The sequence below is a fragment of the Methylophaga sp. UBA3613 genome (genome assembly GCF_002375415.1).
GTDB lineage: Bacteria > Pseudomonadota > Gammaproteobacteria > Nitrosococcales > Methylophagaceae > Methylophaga.
The window spans coordinates 182,469-200,590 of the sequence record NZ_DFLS01000007.1; the positions used below are offsets into that span (position 1 = coordinate 182,469).

At 44.0% G+C, this 18,122-nt stretch carries 21 protein-coding genes; 11 read left to right on the top strand and 10 right to left on the bottom strand.

The annotated features are described in order from the left end of the window. Nucleotides 1-7 precede the first annotated feature (7 nt). The 7 genes from B3S93_RS09500 to hisB are packed head-to-tail and all read right to left on the bottom strand — an operon-like array spanning nucleotide 8 to nucleotide 3,868. Nucleotides 8-346, bottom strand: coding sequence for a histidine triad nucleotide-binding protein (locus B3S93_RS09500; protein WP_292358618.1), 339 nt, complete (start codon nucleotides 344-346; stop codon nucleotides 8-10). Then, nucleotides 343-663, bottom strand: coding sequence for a phosphoribosyl-ATP diphosphatase (locus B3S93_RS09505; protein WP_292358620.1), 321 nt, complete (start codon nucleotides 661-663; stop codon nucleotides 343-345). The genes B3S93_RS09500 and B3S93_RS09505 overlap by 4 nt, the downstream gene beginning before the upstream one ends. Then, nucleotides 660-1,043 (bottom strand): phosphoribosyl-AMP cyclohydrolase, encoded by a 384-nt coding sequence (gene hisI / locus B3S93_RS09510; protein WP_292358622.1) that lies wholly within the window; start codon nucleotides 1,041-1,043, stop codon nucleotides 660-662. Before hisI ends, B3S93_RS09505 begins: the two co-directional genes overlap by 4 nt. Next, a complete protein-coding gene (gene hisF / locus B3S93_RS09515; RefSeq protein WP_292358623.1) occupies nucleotides 1,040-1,813 on the bottom strand; it encodes an imidazole glycerol phosphate synthase subunit HisF in 774 nt (257 codons plus the stop codon). Before hisF ends, hisI begins: the two co-directional genes overlap by 4 nt. A 1-nt stretch (nucleotide 1,814) precedes the next feature. Then, entirely contained in the window at nucleotides 1,815-2,564 is a 750-nt protein-coding gene (hisA, locus tag B3S93_RS09520; protein ID WP_292358625.1) for a 1-(5-phosphoribosyl)-5-[(5-phosphoribosylamino)methylideneamino]imidazole-4-carboxamide isomerase, read from the bottom strand. 25 nt (nucleotides 2,565-2,589) lie between these two features. Continuing rightward, on the bottom strand, nucleotides 2,590-3,225 hold the full coding sequence (gene hisH / locus B3S93_RS09525; RefSeq protein WP_292358627.1) for an imidazole glycerol phosphate synthase subunit HisH: 636 nt from the start codon (nucleotides 3,223-3,225) through the stop codon (nucleotides 2,590-2,592). Between the two features lie 49 nt (nucleotides 3,226-3,274). After that, nucleotides 3,275-3,868, bottom strand: a complete 594-nt coding sequence (gene hisB, locus B3S93_RS09530; RefSeq protein WP_292358629.1) for an imidazoleglycerol-phosphate dehydratase HisB — start codon at nucleotides 3,866-3,868, stop codon at nucleotides 3,275-3,277. 97 nt (nucleotides 3,869-3,965) lie between these two features. On the opposite strand from hisB, the gene fnr reads away from it, so the two are divergent. Both fnr and B3S93_RS09540 read left to right on the top strand, forming a co-directional pair. Continuing rightward, nucleotides 3,966-4,715 (top strand): fumarate/nitrate reduction transcriptional regulator Fnr, encoded by a 750-nt coding sequence (gene fnr, locus B3S93_RS09535; protein ID WP_292402493.1) that lies wholly within the window; start codon nucleotides 3,966-3,968, stop codon nucleotides 4,713-4,715. 100 nt (nucleotides 4,716-4,815) lie between these two features. Continuing rightward, nucleotides 4,816-5,496 carry an OmpW/AlkL family protein gene (locus tag B3S93_RS09540; protein ID WP_292402490.1) on the top strand — a complete coding sequence of 227 codons (681 nt, stop codon included), beginning with the start codon at nucleotides 4,816-4,818 and terminating at the stop codon, nucleotides 5,494-5,496. A gap of 47 nt (nucleotides 5,497-5,543) precedes the next feature. Here B3S93_RS09540 and murJ read toward each other — a convergent pair whose 3' ends face one another. Next, a complete protein-coding gene (gene murJ, locus B3S93_RS09545; protein ID WP_292402487.1) occupies nucleotides 5,544-7,088 on the bottom strand; it encodes a murein biosynthesis integral membrane protein MurJ in 1,545 nt (514 codons plus the stop codon). 187 nt (nucleotides 7,089-7,275) lie between these two features. On the opposite strand from murJ, the gene B3S93_RS09550 reads away from it, so the two are divergent. Further along, on the top strand, nucleotides 7,276-7,764 hold the full coding sequence (locus tag B3S93_RS09550) for a hypothetical protein (RefSeq protein ID WP_292402484.1): 489 nt from the start codon (nucleotides 7,276-7,278) through the stop codon (nucleotides 7,762-7,764). Here the strand turns inward: B3S93_RS09550 and B3S93_RS09555 are convergent. Then, complete coding sequence (locus B3S93_RS09555) at nucleotides 7,761-8,672, bottom strand: hydrogen peroxide-inducible genes activator (protein WP_292358639.1); 912 nt, start codon at nucleotides 8,670-8,672, stop codon at nucleotides 7,761-7,763. The genes B3S93_RS09550 and B3S93_RS09555 overlap by 4 nt on opposite strands. A gap of 139 nt (nucleotides 8,673-8,811) precedes the next feature. Here B3S93_RS09555 and B3S93_RS09560 point away from each other — a divergent pair, with 139 nt between their 5' ends. From B3S93_RS09560 to B3S93_RS09575, 4 genes are all read left to right on the top strand, one after another. Further along, nucleotides 8,812-8,976 carry a rubredoxin gene (locus B3S93_RS09560; RefSeq protein ID WP_292358641.1) on the top strand — a complete coding sequence of 55 codons (165 nt, stop codon included), beginning with the start codon at nucleotides 8,812-8,814 and terminating at the stop codon, nucleotides 8,974-8,976. 113 nt (nucleotides 8,977-9,089) lie between these two features. Further along, nucleotides 9,090-10,166 carry a DNA replication/repair protein RecF gene (gene recF, locus B3S93_RS09565; protein ID WP_292402481.1) on the top strand — a complete coding sequence of 359 codons (1,077 nt, stop codon included), beginning with the start codon at nucleotides 9,090-9,092 and terminating at the stop codon, nucleotides 10,164-10,166. Between the two features lie 74 nt (nucleotides 10,167-10,240). After that, on the top strand, nucleotides 10,241-12,655 hold the full coding sequence (gyrB, locus tag B3S93_RS09570; RefSeq protein WP_292402479.1) for a DNA topoisomerase (ATP-hydrolyzing) subunit B: 2,415 nt from the start codon (nucleotides 10,241-10,243) through the stop codon (nucleotides 12,653-12,655). Nucleotides 12,656-12,748: 93 nt separating this feature from the next. Then, nucleotides 12,749-13,306: a cytochrome b gene (locus tag B3S93_RS09575; protein WP_292402476.1), complete on the top strand. Its 558-nt coding sequence runs from the start codon at nucleotides 12,749-12,751 to the stop codon at nucleotides 13,304-13,306. A 68-nt stretch (nucleotides 13,307-13,374) separates the two neighbouring features. Here B3S93_RS09575 and B3S93_RS09580 read toward each other — a convergent pair whose 3' ends face one another. Next, complete coding sequence (locus B3S93_RS09580; RefSeq protein WP_292402473.1) at nucleotides 13,375-14,688, bottom strand: NAD(P)/FAD-dependent oxidoreductase; 1,314 nt, start codon at nucleotides 14,686-14,688, stop codon at nucleotides 13,375-13,377. A gap of 138 nt (nucleotides 14,689-14,826) precedes the next feature. Between B3S93_RS09580 and B3S93_RS09585 the strand changes: the two genes are divergently transcribed. The 4 genes from B3S93_RS09585 to B3S93_RS09600 are packed head-to-tail and all read left to right on the top strand — an operon-like array spanning nucleotide 14,827 to nucleotide 18,108. After that, nucleotides 14,827-15,387 carry a flavoprotein gene (locus tag B3S93_RS09585; RefSeq protein WP_292358649.1) on the top strand — a complete coding sequence of 187 codons (561 nt, stop codon included), beginning with the start codon at nucleotides 14,827-14,829 and terminating at the stop codon, nucleotides 15,385-15,387. After that, nucleotides 15,380-16,855 (top strand): DUF6513 domain-containing protein, encoded by a 1,476-nt coding sequence (locus B3S93_RS09590; RefSeq protein WP_292402471.1) that lies wholly within the window; start codon nucleotides 15,380-15,382, stop codon nucleotides 16,853-16,855. Before B3S93_RS09585 ends, B3S93_RS09590 begins: the two co-directional genes overlap by 8 nt. Next, nucleotides 16,827-17,411, top strand: coding sequence for a DUF447 domain-containing protein (locus tag B3S93_RS09595; protein WP_292402468.1), 585 nt, complete (start codon nucleotides 16,827-16,829; stop codon nucleotides 17,409-17,411). Before B3S93_RS09590 ends, B3S93_RS09595 begins: the two co-directional genes overlap by 29 nt. After that, a complete protein-coding gene (locus B3S93_RS09600; protein ID WP_292402466.1) occupies nucleotides 17,401-18,108 on the top strand; it encodes a (5-formylfuran-3-yl)methyl phosphate synthase in 708 nt (235 codons plus the stop codon). The genes B3S93_RS09595 and B3S93_RS09600 overlap by 11 nt, the downstream gene beginning before the upstream one ends. The last annotated feature ends 14 nt before the right edge of the window (nucleotides 18,109-18,122 follow it).

Sequence of the window (18,122 nt, forward strand, 5' to 3'; positions counted from 1 at the left end):
TGCACTCCTAATGAAAGCCAGGCAGGTTTTTGCCGCCTAACAAATGAATATGTAAATGATCGACTTCCTGACCACCACCGGGTCCGGTATTTATAATAGTACGAAAACCCGTCGTTAGGCCTTGAGACTGAGCTAGTTCAGGAAGTTTAAGAAACATATGTGCAATTAATTCCTGATGACTCTCATCAAGCTGATCCAGCCTGGCAATATGTTGTTTTGGAATCACTAACAGGTGCACGGCAGCTTTGGGGTTAATATCGTTGAACACATAGATCAGTTCATCTTCATAAACTTTCGCGGATGGAATCTCACCGGCAATAATTTTGCAGAAAATACAATCAGTCATTTTTTGCTCCTGCTGGCTTTTTCTTCGAGGCCTGATAAGCCAAACCGACGATCCAGCTCATGTAGAACGTCATCAACATCAATATTATTATGCGCCAGTAATACCATTGAATGAAACCAAAGATCGGCTGTTTCATAGATAATTTGATCTTTATCGCCAGCTTTTCCGGCGATAACCGTTTCGGTGGCTTCTTCGCCCAGTTTTTTCAGAATTTTATCCGTGCCTGCGGCATAGAGGCTGGCAACATATGAGCTATCGGCATCTGCTTTTTTACGATCATTGAGTACCGACATCAGTTTTTGCAAGGTATCACTCATTTATATATCTCATCGGGGTTTTTTAGCACTGGCTCCGTGGTTTGCCACTCACCATTTTGCAGTTCCGTGAAAAAACAATGATGCCGACCAGTATGACAGGCGATGCCACCTATCTGTTCAACTTCAAGCAAAATGGCATCCTGATCACAGTCAATACGTATAGATTTGATGATTTGCTGATGGCCGGATTGTTCACCTTTATGCCACAGTTTTTGCCGGGATCGTGACCAATAAACAGCGTGGCCAGTTTCAGCCGTTAGCTGTAATGACTCACGGTTCATCCAGGCTAAAGTAAGTACTTGCTTAGTTGAAAACTCTTGTGTGATAACGGGAAGCAAGCCATCGTTTCCCCAATTGACCTGTTCCAGCCATGCCGTCATAAACGTACCTCAATGCCTTGTTCTGCCATTTGCTGCTTGGCTTCGCCGACAGTATGTTCACCGAAATGAAAGATGCTGGCGGCCAGTACCGCATCGGCATGACCTAATTTGATACCATCAGTCAGATCCTGCAATTTACCCACACCACCAGAGGCTATCACCGGTACCACAACCGCATCACTGACAGCTCGGGTTAGCTCTAAATCAAAACCGGATTTGGTGCCATCACGATCCATACTGGTCAGTAAAATTTCGCCAGCGCCAAGCTCAACCATTTTTTTGGCCCACTCTACGGCATCAATGCCGGTTGGTTGGCGACCACCATGGGTAAAAATTTCCCATCTTGGTGTCTGACCCTCTGCAGAAACACGTTTGGCATCAATAGCGACCACGATGCATTGCGAACCAAATTTTTCGGCAGCTTCACGAACAAAATCCGGGTTTTTAACCGCTGCAGAGTTAATACCAACTTTATCTGCGCCAGCATTCAGCATGCGACGAATATCCGCTACAGTTCGAATGCCACCACCAACCGTCAGTGGAATAAATACCTGACTGGCAACAGCTTTGACAACATCTTCCATGGTGTCACGGTTGTGATGTGTGGCAGTGATATCCAGAAAAGTCAGTTCATCTGCGCCCTGTTCATCATAACGTTTGGCAATTTCAACTGGATCGCCGGCATCACGTATATCGACAAACTGCACACCTTTTACGACACGACCGGCATCAACATCAAGACAGGGAATTATGCGTTTTGCCAGTGCCATATCAGAACTGTAACGGTGGATTCAAACGATCAGCCAGCGATTGACCTTCCGCCAGATCGATGGTGCCTTCATAGATTGCACGGCCGATAATGGCCCCCATAACACCTTCTGATTCGTAATGGCAAAGGGCCTTGATATCGTCATAGTTGCTGACACCGCCGGAAGCAATTACCGGGATATTAATGGCGCGAGCAAGGTCACGAGTGGACTCAAGATTAACACCCTGCATCATGCCGTCTCGGCTGATATCGGTGTAAATAATAGCCTCAACACCATCCTGTTCAAACTGTTGGGCAATATCGATGACATCGTGATTGGACAACTTGGACCAGCCATCGATTGCAACCTTGCCGTCTTTGGCGTCGAGACCAACAATAATATGACCCGGAAACTCGGCACAAACATCGCCAACGAAATGCGGAGCATTGATGGCTTTTGTGCCAATAATGACATAGCGAACACCAGCATCCAGGTAGGTTTGGATGGTGTCTTCATCACGAATGCCACCACCAACCTGTACATCAAGATCAGGAAATGCAGCGCAAATTCGATGAATAACATCAGCGTTAACCGGATTACCCGCAAAAGCACCGTCCAGATCCACCATGTGCAAACGTTTGGCACCGGCTTCAACCCATCTGGTTGCAACCGCCAGCGGATCTTCTGAAAATACGGTGTTATCTTCCATGCGTCCCTGACGCAATCGAACGCAGTGACCCTCTTTAAGATCAATGGCAGGGATTAATAACATAACGCTTTCTCCATCAAACAAAATGTCAGGACTGACCGTCCCAATTAATAAAATTTTTCAATAACTGTAAGCCGGCATGCTGGCTTTTTTCGGGGTGAAACTGTACTGCAAAAAGGTTTTCATGCGCCAACGCTGCTGCAAAAGGTAAAGCGTAATGACTACGACCAGAGATTTTGGTTTCATCGGCGGGCTGTACATAAAAACTATGAACAAAATAAAAGCGACTATTCTGTGGTATATCTTGCCATAAGGGGTGGACGCAGGTTTGTTCGACTTCATTCCAGCCCATGTGTGGTACTTTCAGGCCCTGCTCAACCGCTTCTTTAAAATACAGAACGTCACCTTCAATGATGTCCAATCCAGCCGAGCCTTGGTTTTCCTGACTATGCGTTAATAAAGCCTGCATACCCAGACAAATTCCCAGAAAAGGTTTTTTGCTGGCCATTTCACAGATGAGCCTGTCGAGTTCAAGTTTTTTGAGTTCCGCCATACAGTCACGAATCGCGCCGACACCCGGGAATACGATGTGATCTGCTGCCCGAATCTCTGACGGATCAGCGGTAACGAGAATTTTAGTGTGGTTATCAGCTACGGCTTCCAATGCTTTGGAGACTGAGCGTAAATTACCCATGCCGTAATCAATAACTGCAACGCAACGCATAAAACAAAGACCTGCTCTAGAATGTGAGAGTTATAAAATCGTTAACCGATTATAATGCGCCCTTGGTGGATGGCAATTGCTGTAAGGCTCGTTCATCTAATGTGACAGCCATTCGCAGGGCCCGACCGAACGCTTTAAAAATGGTTTCAGCAATATGATGCGCATTTCGGCCTTTAAGATTATCAATATGCAATGTAATACCGGCATGATTGACTAAACCCTGAAAGAATTCATAAAACAAATCAACATCAAATTCACCGATTTTGTCTCGAGTAAATGTCACATCGAATTCAAAGCCGGGTCGGCCAGATAAATCCAATACTACACGAGACAAAGCTTCATCCAGTGGGACATAGGAATGACCATAACGGACCACACCTTTTTTATCCCCCAGCGCTTTTTTTAATGCCTGACCAATTGTGATACCAACATCCTCAACGGTATGATGAGCATCAATGTGCAGATCGCCTTTGGCGTTGATTTGCAGGTCGAATAAACCGTGACGGGCAATCTGTTCCATCATGTGATCAAGGAATGGCACGCCGGTTTCGGATTGAAATTTTCCGCTTCCATCCAGATTGATGGAGACTTCAATTTGAGTTTCGAGCGTGTTACGCGCAACAGTGGCGCTACGAACGGTCATTTGCTTTCCTGAAAACTGAAATAAAAACAAATAATAACTGTTTCAGTGGCGGGTTTGAAGCGTTATCATGTCCTGTGACTTTTTTACGGATAATAAAATGACACAAGCTCGGGTGATTACGCCATTATTTGAGGACTTGGCTAAGGTTGAACATCATCATCAGCTCGCCTGTCAATCATGTGCTTTGTATCGGTTATGCCTGCCCTTGGGGCTGCATCGGGATGACCTGACCAAGCTCGATCAAATCATTAAACGCAGTGCTGGATATAAACGCCACCAGATTCTGTTTGAACCCTCCTCTACTTTTAAAACAATCTTTGTTGTTCGTTCTGGTTCGTTCAAAACCACGATCTCTGCGACGGATGGGCGCGAACAGGTCACCAACTTTTATTTCCCCGGTGAATTTATTGGTATGGATGCAATTTACCAGCAACGTTATTTATCCACAGCCCGGGCACTTGAAGCCAGCAGTGTTTGCGAATTGCCTTATGAGCGCCTGCAGGAATTCAGTGCGACTATCCCGGAGTTGCAAAATCAATTGATGACCCGTTTGAGCAAAGAATTGTCATCGGATAAAAATTTATTATTGTCTCTCGGCAAAAAAACCGCCCAGGAAAAGCTGATTAGTTTTTTACTGTCTCTATCACAGCGTTTCAGTGAACGTGGTTACTCGTCGATGTCATTTCAATTGACCATGTCCCGAGGGGATATTGCCAACCATCTGGGATTGGCGATTGAAACGGTCAGTCGTTTATTTACCCAGTTACAGGATCAGCAGTTATTGTCGATTCAGGGCAAAGAAGTAACGATTTTAGACCTGCCAGCATTAAAACAACGCTGCGGATAGCCTGAACCACACTTTATTGACCTGGATCAATGTTGATCTCCAGATACTCCGTATGATCTGAAATTGTGTTCCACAACAGATCATTATTCGGAGTCGTGCCATGAAAAAAATTCCCCTGATTTCCTCAATCCTACTTGCTGCTGGTCTTGCCAGCCCTGTTTCAACTGTGATGGCTTATGAGGCCGGTGACTGGTTAATTCGGGGACGGGTTATCAATGTGAATCCAAATGATAGCAGCGGCACTCTCAGCCTCAATGGTGCAGATACTGGATTAAAAGGGGTAAAAGTCGATAGCGATACGGTTCCAGAACTGGATATTACCTATATGATCAACCGCAACTGGGGTGTAGAGCTGATTTTAGGCTATTCAGAACATACCGTTACCGGGGAGAAAAATTGGGGAGTGCTCGGTGATGTTATTGATACCAAAGTACTGCCACCCACATTGACGCTGCAATATCACTTTTTGCCAGGCTCAAATATTCGTCCTTATATCGGGGCTGGGGTGAACTACACCTATTTCTTTGATGAAGAAGTTCCGAGCAGTTCTTTACTTAGCAGTCCAGGCGATAAGGTCAAACTGGACAGCTCCTGGGGTTGGGCTGCACAAGCCGGGGTAGATATTGCCATCAATCAGGATTGGTTTATCAATATGGATGTCAAATATCTGGACATTGATACGACAGCCAGTTTCAAAAATGTACTTGGCACCAATAGCGCAAAAATTGATGCTGATATTGATCCCTTTGTTTATGGTATCGGTATAGGCCGCCGTTTCTAAATTCCTCTCTAAGGCCCTAAAAAAGCCCTCCTGATGGAGGGCTTTTTTTATTCCTGGCTTTGTGGTGTGACTAATGTTTTCAGCCTGACGCCACATAGAGTCAATACAGCAAAATAAACAATTGCAGAAGTCGTTATCAGCCCCATCAATATGCCAAACCGATGCCAGCCACTCCAGCTTATCCAATCGCCATTAATCGGCGTTACCCATAACAAGAACGCTATTAATACGATATTGGCGAGCAGCATACGGATAAAAAATAAGCCCCAGCCAGCGATAGGTTGATAGACCGCTTTTTTTCGAAGTGTGTAATACAGTAAGCCAGCATTGAGCATCGCTGATAAAGCTGTGGCTAAAGCCAGCCCCACATGGGCCAGATAAATCATCAACACAATGTTCAGTCCCATATTGCTTATCATCGCAATAATGCCGATTTTGACAGGGGTTTTGGTGTCCTGACGGGCATAAAAGCCCGGTGCAAGTACCTTGATAAAAATAAATGGCAATAAGCCCAAACCATATGCCATCAAGCTTAATGATGCCTGATGGGCATCATTTGGCGTGAATTCGCCATATTGAAACAAGGTAAGCAACAACGGTTCAGCAAGAATAATCAGGCCGATAGCGGCTGGTGTACCGATTAAAAATACCCAGCGTAACGCCCAGTCAATGGTGTGTGAGAACTCCTGCATGGAGGCTGTGGCGTGTTTCTTAGATAGATTGGGTAAAATGACAGTGGCCAGTGCAATCCCCAGAATGCCTAATGGAAATTCGACCAGTCGATCAGAATAATACAGCCATGAAATGCTGCCGGTGATGAGAAAAGAAGCCAGTAACGTATCCAGCAATAAGTTGATTTGTGAAACCGATACACCAAACATGGCTGGTATCATCAGTCGCAGAATTTTTTGCACACCTTCATCTTTCCAGGCCCAATGTGGTTTTGGCAAACTGCCAATTTTCATTAAAAATGGCATTTGAAACAGTAGCTGCACTACCCCGCCGATAAACACCCCCCAGGCAAGCGCTTTTACCGGTTCATCCAGATGTGGTGCCAGCCATAACGCACAGCTAATCATTGAAATGTTGAGAAAAACCGGTGTAAATGCCGGCACGGCAAACTTACCAAAGCTGTTTAAAATGGAGCTGGCCAATGCGGTAAGTGAAACGAACAGTATGTATGGAAAAGTAATCCTTAACAGTTCTCTGGCCAGTTGTAATTTTTCAGGCTGATCAATAAATCCTGGAGCAAAAATCAGAATAATTATTGGGGCGGCGATTACTCCTATCAGCGTAATAAAAAATAGTACGCCTGTAAGAGTCCCACTGGTTGCGGCAATAAGCTGTTTCAGATCCTTGTCACCGCGTTCGCGATATTCAGCAAGAACAGGGATAAACGCTTGTGAAAAAGCACCTTCTGCAAACAGGCGACGGAGAAAATTTGGAATCTTAAAGGCAACAAAAAATACGTCAGCGCCCATCCCTGCCCCAAGAAGTCTGGCAATGACAATATCTCGAACAAATCCCAAAATGCGGGATAAAAAGGTCATTAAACTGACAACCAAGGTAGACTTAAGCAGTTTTTCTTTCATAGTCGCTTATTTTATTGGATAAACGCTTTCAGCGTGTGAGGCGCTAAAAATGCAAAATATGTTTAAAAATGTTCATTCTAAGCGTTTTTTGCTGACATATCTTAGCTTGGTTGTTTTATTGCTATTGCTTTTTTTAACACTGAGTCAGCAGCCGCCGCCAGCAGAGTCATCAAATAGCAGCAGTTCTATGTTGACAGTCTTTGAGCCAACCTTGGAAATACCCCAGTTTCTTGCTTATACCAGTGATCATTCCGTATTTACCAATGATGCTTTTTCGGGCAAGTGGAGCTTTGTTTATATTCCGTCTGTTGGCTGCCATGATTGTGAGGCTATTTTCCGTGTATTAAAAAACCTTAAAGATGGGCTAGCAAATCGATCAGTTCAACTGGTGCTTATAGATATTGGTGGCCAGCAAATAGATGAACTGACTGCACTTGTCCATTCCCATGATGTTGATGCTCGAATTATCACTGTTAATGGCACACCATCGGAAAATAAATCGTTAAAGAATTTTTTTACCAGAAGCAGAGCCTACCCCGAACAGGACCTGGAAAATGCCGTTTTTTTAATCAATCCAAGAGCTTTGCTTGCCGCAAGGTTTCAAGCACCTTTTACCTCGGTGTTAATCCGTCAAAGCTTTATACAACTGCGTTCAGATTATGCGGTTAACCATTAATCAGATGTTTCGTCCATTGCTTCAGCAAAACTCAAGGCAAGCTGTTCAAGTGTACTGGTTCGGCGAAAGCTAGGACGCCACACCAGGCCAATTTCACGTTTTGCCAGACTATCCTGTTTTAACGGTCGCAAACAGATATCGGCATGACGCACCATATCGGAATTAATAGCCATTTGTGGAATCAAGGTAATCCCTAAACCGCTTGCCACCATTTCTATCAGCGTGTACAAGCTGGTCGCCTGTACACTGCGCCGTTGTGCTGAAGCGGGTAATTGACAGGCACTGATAGCATGCTCACGCATACAATGCCCTTCGGCTAATAGTAATAACTCGTTTATTGGCAGTTGATGTGGTTGCAGTGACTCATATTTGCTTAAACTATGTTGTCGGGGTAAGGCTACCCAAAAGGCTTCTTGTGAGATTACCCGGTAATTCAAATTTCGCGTATTGAACGGAAAGGCTAGTATTGCTACATCAATGGTGCCATTTTCTACTTGTACTAATAATCTTTCCGACTGATCTTCAATCAGTAAAACCTCTAACTCTGGTAATTGTTTACGAATTTTGGGCAATACACGGGGCAGTAGAAACGGACTAATAGTGGGGATAACGCCAATTCTGATTCTGCCGGCTAAAGGATTTTTCTCAGCTTGCGCCAAATCCACCAAATCATCACTTAAAGAGAGAATTTGTCGGGCGCGGTCAGCCACTTCTTCGCCAATAGGTGTTGTCAGTACTTTTCGATTGGTACGCTCTAGTAAACCAACTTCCAGTAAGTCTTCTAAGTCCTGAATTCCTGCACTTAGAGTGGATTGTGTCACATGACACTTCTCTGCGGCACGACCAAAATGTTTTTCATCAATGACTGCTGTCAAATATTGTAATTGCCGTAAGGTGGGAAGTCTCATAATCGGCCTATCCACTTATTAAGTTGAAAATGATTTGTTTTATATAAGTTAGCATAAATATAATGACAAATCGTCAGCCAATACAAAATTCGTTTGTTGTAAGATGTATTCATATTATTACTTTTTGTTAGGAGGTTTCATGCGTAAGTGGCAGTGTTTAGTGTGTGGGTTCATCTATGATGAAGCCAGAGGATTACCTGAAGAAGGCATTCCGCCGGGCACCTCATGGGACGATATTCCAGATGACTGGGAATGTCCGGAATGTGGTGTGGGCAAAGAAGATTTTGAAATGTTGGAAATTTGATCAGCGACGCGTAAATCCAGCTTCTTTATTTTTAAGCGTTTTTCGATATAGCTTATTGTTTTTAATTCGTAATCTTAAAACGAACTAATCGTATTATTATCTGGCAACGCAACGTGCTGACAGAACTTTCCCTTACGCATTTTCGTAATATCCATAAATCAATACTCTACCCCAGTTCTGGTGTGAATTTACTGGTTGGAGAAAATGGTTCTGGAAAAACCAGTGTGTTGGAAGCTATTTATCTGCTTGCAATGGGGCGTTCTTTTCGTTCGCGTAATTTGAAAAATGTAATTCAAAACGAAGAACAATATTTTCAATTATTTGCCAGAATTATTCAGGGTATTCCTGTTGGATTACAATTTGGGAATACGAGTGGTTTACAGATTCGTCTTAATAATGCTCCATTAAAAAAGCTATCTGAATTAGCTACGCATCTTCCCCTTCAATTTATTCCGGCTAATTGTCACCAGTTTTTTGAACTGGGTCCCCGGTTTAGGCGAAAAGTTGTGGATTGGGGATTGTTTCACGTGGAACAAGAGTTTTTTTATCATTGGCAAGCATACAAAAAAATTCTTTCCCAACGTAATGCTGCATTGCGAAATGCGAAACCGAATAGTGAAGTCAAAGTTTGGGATGCATCGCTAAATGCGCATGGTTTGAAACTGGCAACCTATCGGAGTGAATACCTGGACCAATTAGTGATTAGTTTTAAAGAATGGTTCATGTTGCTTTGCAATGATTATAAAACTTCAAAATTTGAATTACGATATTTATCAGGCTGGCCCAAAGGTGAAGATTTTGCTGATAATTTGAATAAAACAATTGATAGAGATCGTGCGCTTGGTTATACCCGATCAGGTCCACATGCTGCTGATTGGTCATTAAGAGTAGATGGACAAGATCCTGCAGAATTGTTTTCAAGAGGACAGCAGAAACTTTTTTTTCTTGCTATCAGCCTGGCACAAATAACTTTAATGCAACGGATAAATAAACAACAAAGCGTATTGTTGATTGATGATTTAAGCTCCGAACTTGATCGTGAACACCAGGTTTCTGTGCTGCAAGCGATCAAAAAACTGAAGGTGCAAACCTTTATCACGACGACAAATACAGAGTTATCAGCAAGGTTGGTAAAAGAAGAAAATGACATTATGTTCCACGTGGAACGTGGTGTGATTGAGCAAGTATAGTCAAGCTGTCAACCGGAGACGATACATAGTAGAATGAACGATTAGGCTTCACCTTGCTGTAAATGGACTAATTTATGACCACTGAAAATAATAGTTACGATTCTTCCAATATTAAAGTACTGAAGGGGTTGGACGCTGTCAGAAAACGGCCGGGCATGTACATCGGCGACACGGACGACGGAACCGGTTTGCACCACATGGTTTTTGAGGTGCTGGATAACTCAATCGATGAATCTCTGGCTGGCCATTGCACGGAAATAAACGTTCGAATTCATCCGGATGATTCCGTTTCTGTGGAGGATAATGGTCGTGGTATTCCGGTCGATATGCATGAAGGTGAAGGAGTATCTGCAGCTGAAGTTATCATGACGGTTTTACATGCCGGTGGTAAATTTGATGATAATTCCTATAAAGTTTCAGGCGGATTACACGGTGTTGGTATATCAGTAGTAAATGCGTTATCCAAAAAACTAACACTGGAAATCAAACGTAATGGTTTTTTGCACAAACAAAATTACACACATGGTGTGCCGGATGCACCGTTAAAAGCATTTGAAGAAACGCAGGATACTGGTACCAAAATTCAATTCTGGCCAAGCGAAGAAACCTTTACCCACATCACATACGATTACAAAATATTGGCCAAGCGCATTCGTGAGCTAGCCTTCTTGAATTCTGGTGTCAGAATTGTCCTGACAGACGAAAGAGATGAGAAAACAGAAGTATTTCATTATGAGGGTGGGATAAAAGCGTTTGTTACCCATCTGAATAAAAATAAAACATTTGTTCACGAGCATGTCATTGGCATTTCCGGATTACGCGATGATGTCGTGGTCGAATTAGCAATGCAGTGGAATGACTCTTATCAGGAAAATATTTACTGTTTTACAAACAATATTCCCCAGCGTGACGGTGGTACACATTTAGCCGGATTTAGAGCGGCGTTAACCCGAAGCCTCAACCAATACATTGAAAGCGAAGGTCTGGCAAAAAAATCTAAAGTCGTTACCAGCGGCGATGATGCGCGTGAAGGACTCACAGCGGTACTGTCAGTAAAAGTGCCCGACCCGAAATTTTCATCTCAGACCAAAGATAAATTGGTGTCATCAGAAGTTCGCACCATTGTAGAATCTTTAGTTAATGAGCATTTCCAGGATTTTCTGATTGAAAACCCAAGTGAAGCCAAACTGATTGCCAACAAAATGATTGATGCAGCACGTGCACGTGATGCTGCCAGAAAAGCAAGAGAATTAACTCGCCGTAAGGGCGTTCTTGATATTGCAGGTTTACCAGGCAAGCTGGCGGATTGTCAGGAAAGAGATCCGGCCCAGTCAGAACTGTTCCTGGTGGAAGGGGACTCGGCCGGTGGCAGTGCCAAACAAGGCCGTGATAGAAGAACACAAGCAATTCTTCCGCTGAAAGGAAAAATCTTAAATGTTGAGCGCGCCCGTTTCGATAAGATGATCGGCTCGGCCGAAGTGGGCACGTTGATTACTGCTTTAGGTTGCGGTATTGGTCGTGACGAATATGATCCGGAAAAACTCCGCTACCACCATATTATTATTATGACCGATGCGGACGTCGATGGCTCTCACATCCGAACCTTGCTACTGACATTTTTCTACAGACAGATGCCGGAACTAATCGAACGAGGCCATGTTTACATCGCCCAGCCACCGTTATATAAAATCAAAAAAGGCAAACAGGAGCGTTACGTAAAAGATGACGCAGAAATGGAGCGTTACCTGACAGAAGTTGCTTTAACAAATGCCGTGCTCTATCCAACAACGGATGCAGCACCTATTGAAGGTAATGCTCTAGCGCAGCTGGTCAATGAATATCAAACCATCAGAGCCATTATTACCCGGCTGGCAAATCATTATTACCCGGCTTTCCTGGACGAATTGATTTATCAAACAGCAATACCTGATTTCAGCGAAACTGGCGCTATGAAAGAGTGGCTGAAAGCGATAGAGCAACGCATGAATGACATCATGCCCACAGGAACATATTACGTTCTTGATCTACAAAAAAAAGAAAATGAACCAATGCCTCATGTGAATATCAGTTTCACCCGACATGGGATTAGTAACGATTTTCATGTTCCGGGAGAGTTTTTTGCCAGTACCGAGTATCAGAAGATCATGTCTTTTTCTAACAAAATCAATGGCTTGTTTGGTGAAGGTGCGAAGATCGAACGTGGTGAAAGAAATGAAAATGTTCAGCATTTTTCACAGGCAGTTAAATGGTTGATGGCTGAAGCCCGACGTGGTCAGCATGTACAACGTTATAAAGGCTTGGGTGAAATGAACCCTGAACAATTGTGGGAAACGACAATGGATAAATCCAAGCGTCGGTTGTTACAGGTCAGGATCTCAGATGCGATAACAGCAGATGAAACCTTCAATACTCTAATGGGCGACAATGTTGAACCTCGTAGAGAGTTTATTGAAACGCATGCTTTACAGGCATCTAATCTAGATATTTAAACCATTCGGGAATTGTTCCCCAACCCAACGGTCGGTTATGAAGGCCATTCAGTGATGCTGGATGGCCTTTTTTCATGTATTCAGGAGCAAATAATGACGACGAGTGACGTACGCTACAATCAAGGGCAGATAATTTTGCATTGGTTAATCGCGGCGATGATTTTCTTTATGATCGGCTTAGGTCTATGGATGGTTGGTCTGCCAAAAGAGTCAGAATTAGCGCCGGGTCAGGAAAGCGTGCGAGCATTTTGGTTTTTATTGCATAAATCAATGGGTATCACCGTCGCAGCCTTCATTTTGTTACGTGTAGTCTGGCGGTTAACACATAAGACTCCCCCACTGCCGACAAGTATTGCAAACTGGCAACAGAAGCTCTCCAGCGGAATACATTATTTACTTTATGGAGTAATGATGGCGATGCCGATAACCGGTTATCTACAATCCATGTACAGTAAATATGACACCAAACTATGGGGAATGAAGTTACCACGCCTTGCTGAAGCAAATGCTTCTGCAAGAGAAACGTTTACCGATATTCATCAGGTGTTAGCGTATATTTTTATTACACTGTTGATTATACATATCGGGGCAGCCATAAAACATCGATTAAATGGCACAGAAGTGACCCGTAGGATGTCATTGTGGAAATAACGATGTAGTTGCAATGAAATTAAAAAAGGCCCTTAAAAGGGCCTTTTTTGTATGAATGACAATGATTATTAATGTAGCTTAATTTTTGGATGTACGCTTCGACGAAAAAGATGAGATAGCGATAACATCAACACTCGAAACGGTCCAAATAAGGCAACTTGGTGCATCTTATACAGTGAAAGGTACATCAGTCGGGCCATTAAACCTTCTACTTTCATACTACCTTTACTTAAATTTCCCATCAGGTTGCCAACTGTACCGTAGCGACCTAAAGAAACCAAAGAGCCATAATCATGGTAATGATATTCAGGAAGCTCCTTGTCCTTCATTCGATTAACGATTGATTTATAAACCAGAGACGCCATTTGATGGGCTGCCTGGGCGCGTGGCGGTACATTCTGATCCTGACCAATCCATTTACATGCACAGCAGTCACCAATGGCATAAATATCATCATCAAAGGTGGTTTGCAGGGTCTGTTTTACCACCAATTGATTCATCCAGTTGGTTTCCAGACCATCAATATCTTTCAAAAACTCAGGAGCCTTAATGCCGGCTGCCCAGACTTTGATTGCTGCAGGAATATTACGACCACTTTGAGTTTTGATCTCTGTCTCGGTAACTTCAATAACACGCTCACCAGCAAGAATTTCTACGCCGAGTTCATTTAACTCCTCCTGAGCAGCAGCTGAAATATTTTCAGGCAACCCAGGCAAAATACGATCAGCAGCTTCAATTAAAGTAAGTTTTACATCCTGTGGTTTAACTTCATCAAGACCATAAGCATTTAACAGATGTGATACTTCGTAAAGTTGCGCACACAATTCGACACCCGTAGCACCCGCGCCGACGATAGCGATATTTAACTGACCCTCATCAAGAGGACGTCCTTGGGTATGAGCGCGAAGATACGATTCCAGTAACTGATTCTGGAAATATTCGGCTTGTTTTGTGGTATCCAGGAACAGACAATGATCGCTTACACCCTTGATACCAAAGTCATGGCTGACACTGCCAACAGAAATAATGAGATAGTCATAATCAAAACTACGACGAGGAATGATTTCCACACCGTCTTCGTTGAAGGTTGGCGCAACGGTTATCTGTTTGTTTTGACGATCTAGGCCTTCCATTCGGCCGAGACGAAAACGAAACCCACTGCACATGGCCTGGCTCAAGTATTCAATTTCATCTTCATGAGAATCGAGGGTTCCAGCTGCAACTTCATGTAAAAGGGGTTTCCAGATATGCGTATGAGTACTGCTAACCAGAGTAACTTGCGCTTTCTTTTTTTTGCCGAGTTTTTTCCCGAGTTTGGTAACCAGTTCCAGGCCACCTGCTCCACCACCAACGACAACTATTTTTGGCACTGCTTCTGACATAGATATGCGACTCCCATCAATCCGTTGCAAATTATGTGGTTAATTTTAACTTATATATAACAGATCAACCTATCTAATTTTTACTAGTAGGTCAGACTCTGGCAAAATTCACAGCTTAATATCAATTGAGATAACAGCATGCAATCAAGGCCGGAAAAGCCAAAATTGGCCTGGGCAATCACGGGTTCAGGACATTATCTGGATGAATGTTTGGAAATTATCCGTGAATTACCGGATGTAGACCTGTTTTACAGTCGTGCTGGAGAAGAAGTTATCCGTATGTATGGTCACGATCCCAAAACCTTGAACAACGAAGGTCATATTTATCGTGATAGAGCCGCAAGCTCACCTCCGGTCGGATTATTCTATCGAGGGGATTATCATACTCTGGTGGTAGCACCAGCCACCTCAAACACCGTGGCGAAAATGGTTATGGGCTTGTCTGACACACTGGTTACCAACGTGTATGCTCAGGCAGGCAAGTGCCGTGTTCCGAGTATTGTGCTTGCCTGTGATGCCATATCCGAAGTCGATACACCTGCCCCTGACCGTATGGTGAGATTATGGCCAAGAGCCATTGATCTGGCGCATACAGAAACTCTGCGTAGTTTTGAAGCAACCACCGTCGTGGAATCAGCTGAGGCTTTATACGAAACTTTGAAAAAGCGTCTGGAACACGTTAACGCCGATCATGGCTGAGACCATTCTCTTTCTCACCGGAAAACTTGCTCAACCCAGTGTTGAAAAGGTTTTGCAGGAAATGGCGCCATTGCCATTCGAGTATAGAGTGCATCAATTGGGTCTATCAGTTGCCGCATTAATGACCGATAAGATGATCGCCCGGCGGCTCAAGCCGGATGATTATGCGGACTGTAAACAGATCATTGTTCCCGGTCGCTGCCGTGGAGATTTGGCTGAATTGAGTAAAACGCTGGGGATTGAGGTAGTGCGGGGGCCGGATGAAATTAAAGATTTACCGATATTCTTTGGTAAGGAGCGGAAAATCCCTGATTTAAGTCGTTATGATGTCAATATCTTCGCCGAGATTGTTGATGCGCCCCAAAGGGATATTGCAGGTATTTTGGAGCGGGCAAATTATTACCGTGATTCAGGGGCCAACGTCATTGATATTGGTTGTCTTCCGGAAGAAAAATTCCCGCTGATGGAAGAAGCTATCGCAGCCCTACATGAAAATGGTTTTAAAGTTAGTGTGGACTCACTTTCAATAGATGACTTGAGACGTGCTAGCAAGGCGGGTGCAGATTACCTGTTGAGTCTGACAGAAAAAACCATCGACCTTGCGAAAGAAACCGATGCCATCCCGATACTGGTTCCAGCGCAGCCGGGTTCACTGGCTTCGCTCGAACGGGCTATGGAGGCAATGGACAAACTGGGAAAACCCTGGATAGCCGATCCAATTCTGGATCCAATCCATTTTGGCCTTACAGAGTCGATAGTTCGTTATCACACGCTACGTCAAAAATATCCAGAAGCACCCATGATGATGGGGATAGGTAATCTGACCGAGTTAACGGATGCTGATACCAGCGGAATTAATGCACTGCTGTTTGGCATTATTTCTGAGTTAAACATTACCAATGTTCTGGCGACGGAAGTCAGTCCTCATGCAAGGCGGGCCATTAAAGAAGCAGATGTGGCACGACGCATGATGTTTGCCGCTCGCGATGACAATAGCCTGCCACGGGATTTCACTGCAGATTTATTGGTTAGCCATGAACGCAGACCTTTTACCGATACTGAACAGGAAATTATTCAATTATCTGAGAATATAAAAGATCCAAACTATCGAATAAAAATTGCCCCTAAAGGGATATTTGTTTTTAATCGGGATGGTTTGTTGCAGGATACCGATCCGTTTGCTTTTTACCCTCAGCTGCAAGTGAAAGATGATCCGGGCCATGCCTTCTACCTGGGGGTGGAATTAGCACGTGCCGAGATCGCCTGGCAATTAGGGAAACGTTATACTCAGGATGAAGATCTGCAATGGGGTTGTGCTGTTGAAACCGAACAGGAAGATCTGACCCGGCAGAAGGCTGAAGGCACTACGATGCAAAAAGATCAGCAACGGACCTGTGGCACGGCCGATATTAAAAAAACCAAAAAACAGGAGCGCGCCTGTGGCACTGCTGACAAGCCGGATACATGAAGTTATCGTCACCACGATATCAGAAAATGGAAAGGTGCATTCTGCACCAATGGGGATAAGCGAAGTAAACGGTCACTTTCATATAAAGCCTTTCAAACCATCCCGTACTTACGATAACCTGCTTCGGCATGGTCAGTGTTCAATAAATTTTGTCGATGATGTACGGATTTTTGCTGGTGCGTTAACCGGACATCGTGATTGGCCCACCTCTCCCTGTCAGCAGATTGAAGGCGAATATATTGCAGATGCGCTATCACATATTGAGTTGGAAATTGTTCGTCTGGAAGATGATGATCCACGTGCCTGTTTTTACGGCGCTGTAATTTGCGATGTAAACCATAAGCCCTTCAGAGGTTTTAATCGTGCCCAGAATGCAGTGATTGAGGCTGCCATTCTGGTGAGTCGGCTGGGCATGTTGCCAGAGCATAAAGTTCGCGACGAAATTGACTACCTGACTATCGCTATTGAGAAAACGGCCGGTGAACGTGAGCTCCAGGCCTGGAGCTGGTTAATGGAAAAAGTTGAACAATCCGGAATAAAGCTAAATGATAACTAAGTGGTTAGCCAGCGTAGAATCGCTTGAGGAAGCAAAATCTTTAGTGGAGCAATTGCCACATATCCTTGATATGAAAAACCCGTCAGAAGGTGCTCTGGGAGCTTTAAACCATCAAACTGTCACTGAGATCGTTAATTGGATCAACAAAGGTTGTCTTTGCAGTGCAACGGTGGGTGATTTACCCATGCAAGCTGAGATAACTTCAGCAGCCATTCGCAACATGGCTGAAACAGGTGTGGATTATGTCAAAATCGGGCTATTTGATGAACCAGGTCTTATCCAATGCATTCAACAACTTGAGCCTACTATCAAAAGTCTTAGCACACCGGTGATTGCCGTTATCTTTGCTGATCAGTTACCACAGCAGAAGTTAATTCCATTACTGGCAAAAACTGGATTCGCTGGCGTGATGCTGGATACTGCCCGCAAAGATGGTCAGGGATTGTTGAATCATTTATCGGTAGAAGTTCTGCAACAGTTTGTTGTGGAGGCAAAATCCGCTGGAATGTTGTGCGGTTTGGCCGGCGCACTGAGGATTGAAGATATTGAAACACTCAGTCCATTGCAGCCGGATTACCTTGGGTTTCGCAGTGCGTTATGTCAGCAGCATCATCGCACTAATCGTCTGGATCCGGAGTTGGCCAAACAAATTCAAAATAAATTGAACGCGGCTTTACCTGAAGTTTTGGCCTGTTAGACGCAGACGCAAAA

Coding starts and splice junctions, on each gene's coding strand:
- B3S93_RS09505 (WP_292358620.1), bottom strand. CDS start 663: ATGAGTGATACCTTGCAAAAACTGATGTCGGTACTCAATGATCGTAAA.
- B3S93_RS09575 (WP_292402476.1), top strand. CDS start 12,749: ATGACGACGAGTGACGTACGCTACAATCAAGGGCAGATAATTTTGCAT.
- murJ (WP_292402487.1), bottom strand. CDS start 7,088: ATGAAAGAAAAACTGCTTAAGTCTACCTTGGTTGTCAGTTTAATGACC.
- hisB (WP_292358629.1), bottom strand. CDS start 3,868: ATGACCGTTCGTAGCGCCACTGTTGCGCGTAACACGCTCGAAACTCAA.
- hisA (WP_292358625.1), bottom strand. CDS start 2,564: ATGTTATTAATCCCTGCCATTGATCTTAAAGAGGGTCACTGCGTTCGA.
- B3S93_RS09590 (WP_292402471.1), top strand. CDS start 15,380: ATGGCTGAGACCATTCTCTTTCTCACCGGAAAACTTGCTCAACCCAGT.
- hisH (WP_292358627.1), bottom strand. CDS start 3,225: ATGCGTTGCGTTGCAGTTATTGATTACGGCATGGGTAATTTACGCTCA.
- B3S93_RS09555 (WP_292358639.1), bottom strand. CDS start 8,672: ATGAGACTTCCCACCTTACGGCAATTACAATATTTGACAGCAGTCATT.
- fnr (WP_292402493.1), top strand. CDS start 3,966: ATGACACAAGCTCGGGTGATTACGCCATTATTTGAGGACTTGGCTAAG.
- gyrB (WP_292402479.1), top strand. CDS start 10,241: ATGACCACTGAAAATAATAGTTACGATTCTTCCAATATTAAAGTACTG.
- B3S93_RS09560 (WP_292358641.1), top strand. CDS start 8,812: ATGCGTAAGTGGCAGTGTTTAGTGTGTGGGTTCATCTATGATGAAGCC.
- B3S93_RS09500 (WP_292358618.1), bottom strand. CDS start 346: ATGACTGATTGTATTTTCTGCAAAATTATTGCCGGTGAGATTCCATCC.
- B3S93_RS09600 (WP_292402466.1), top strand. CDS start 17,401: ATGATAACTAAGTGGTTAGCCAGCGTAGAATCGCTTGAGGAAGCAAAA.
- hisF (WP_292358623.1), bottom strand. CDS start 1,813: ATGGCACTGGCAAAACGCATAATTCCCTGTCTTGATGTTGATGCCGGT.
- B3S93_RS09550 (WP_292402484.1), top strand. CDS start 7,276: ATGTTGACAGTCTTTGAGCCAACCTTGGAAATACCCCAGTTTCTTGCT.
- B3S93_RS09585 (WP_292358649.1), top strand. CDS start 14,827: ATGCAATCAAGGCCGGAAAAGCCAAAATTGGCCTGGGCAATCACGGGT.
- B3S93_RS09580 (WP_292402473.1), bottom strand. CDS start 14,688: ATGTCAGAAGCAGTGCCAAAAATAGTTGTCGTTGGTGGTGGAGCAGGT.
- hisI (WP_292358622.1), bottom strand. CDS start 1,043: ATGACGGCATGGCTGGAACAGGTCAATTGGGGAAACGATGGCTTGCTT.
- B3S93_RS09540 (WP_292402490.1), top strand. CDS start 4,816: ATGAAAAAAATTCCCCTGATTTCCTCAATCCTACTTGCTGCTGGTCTT.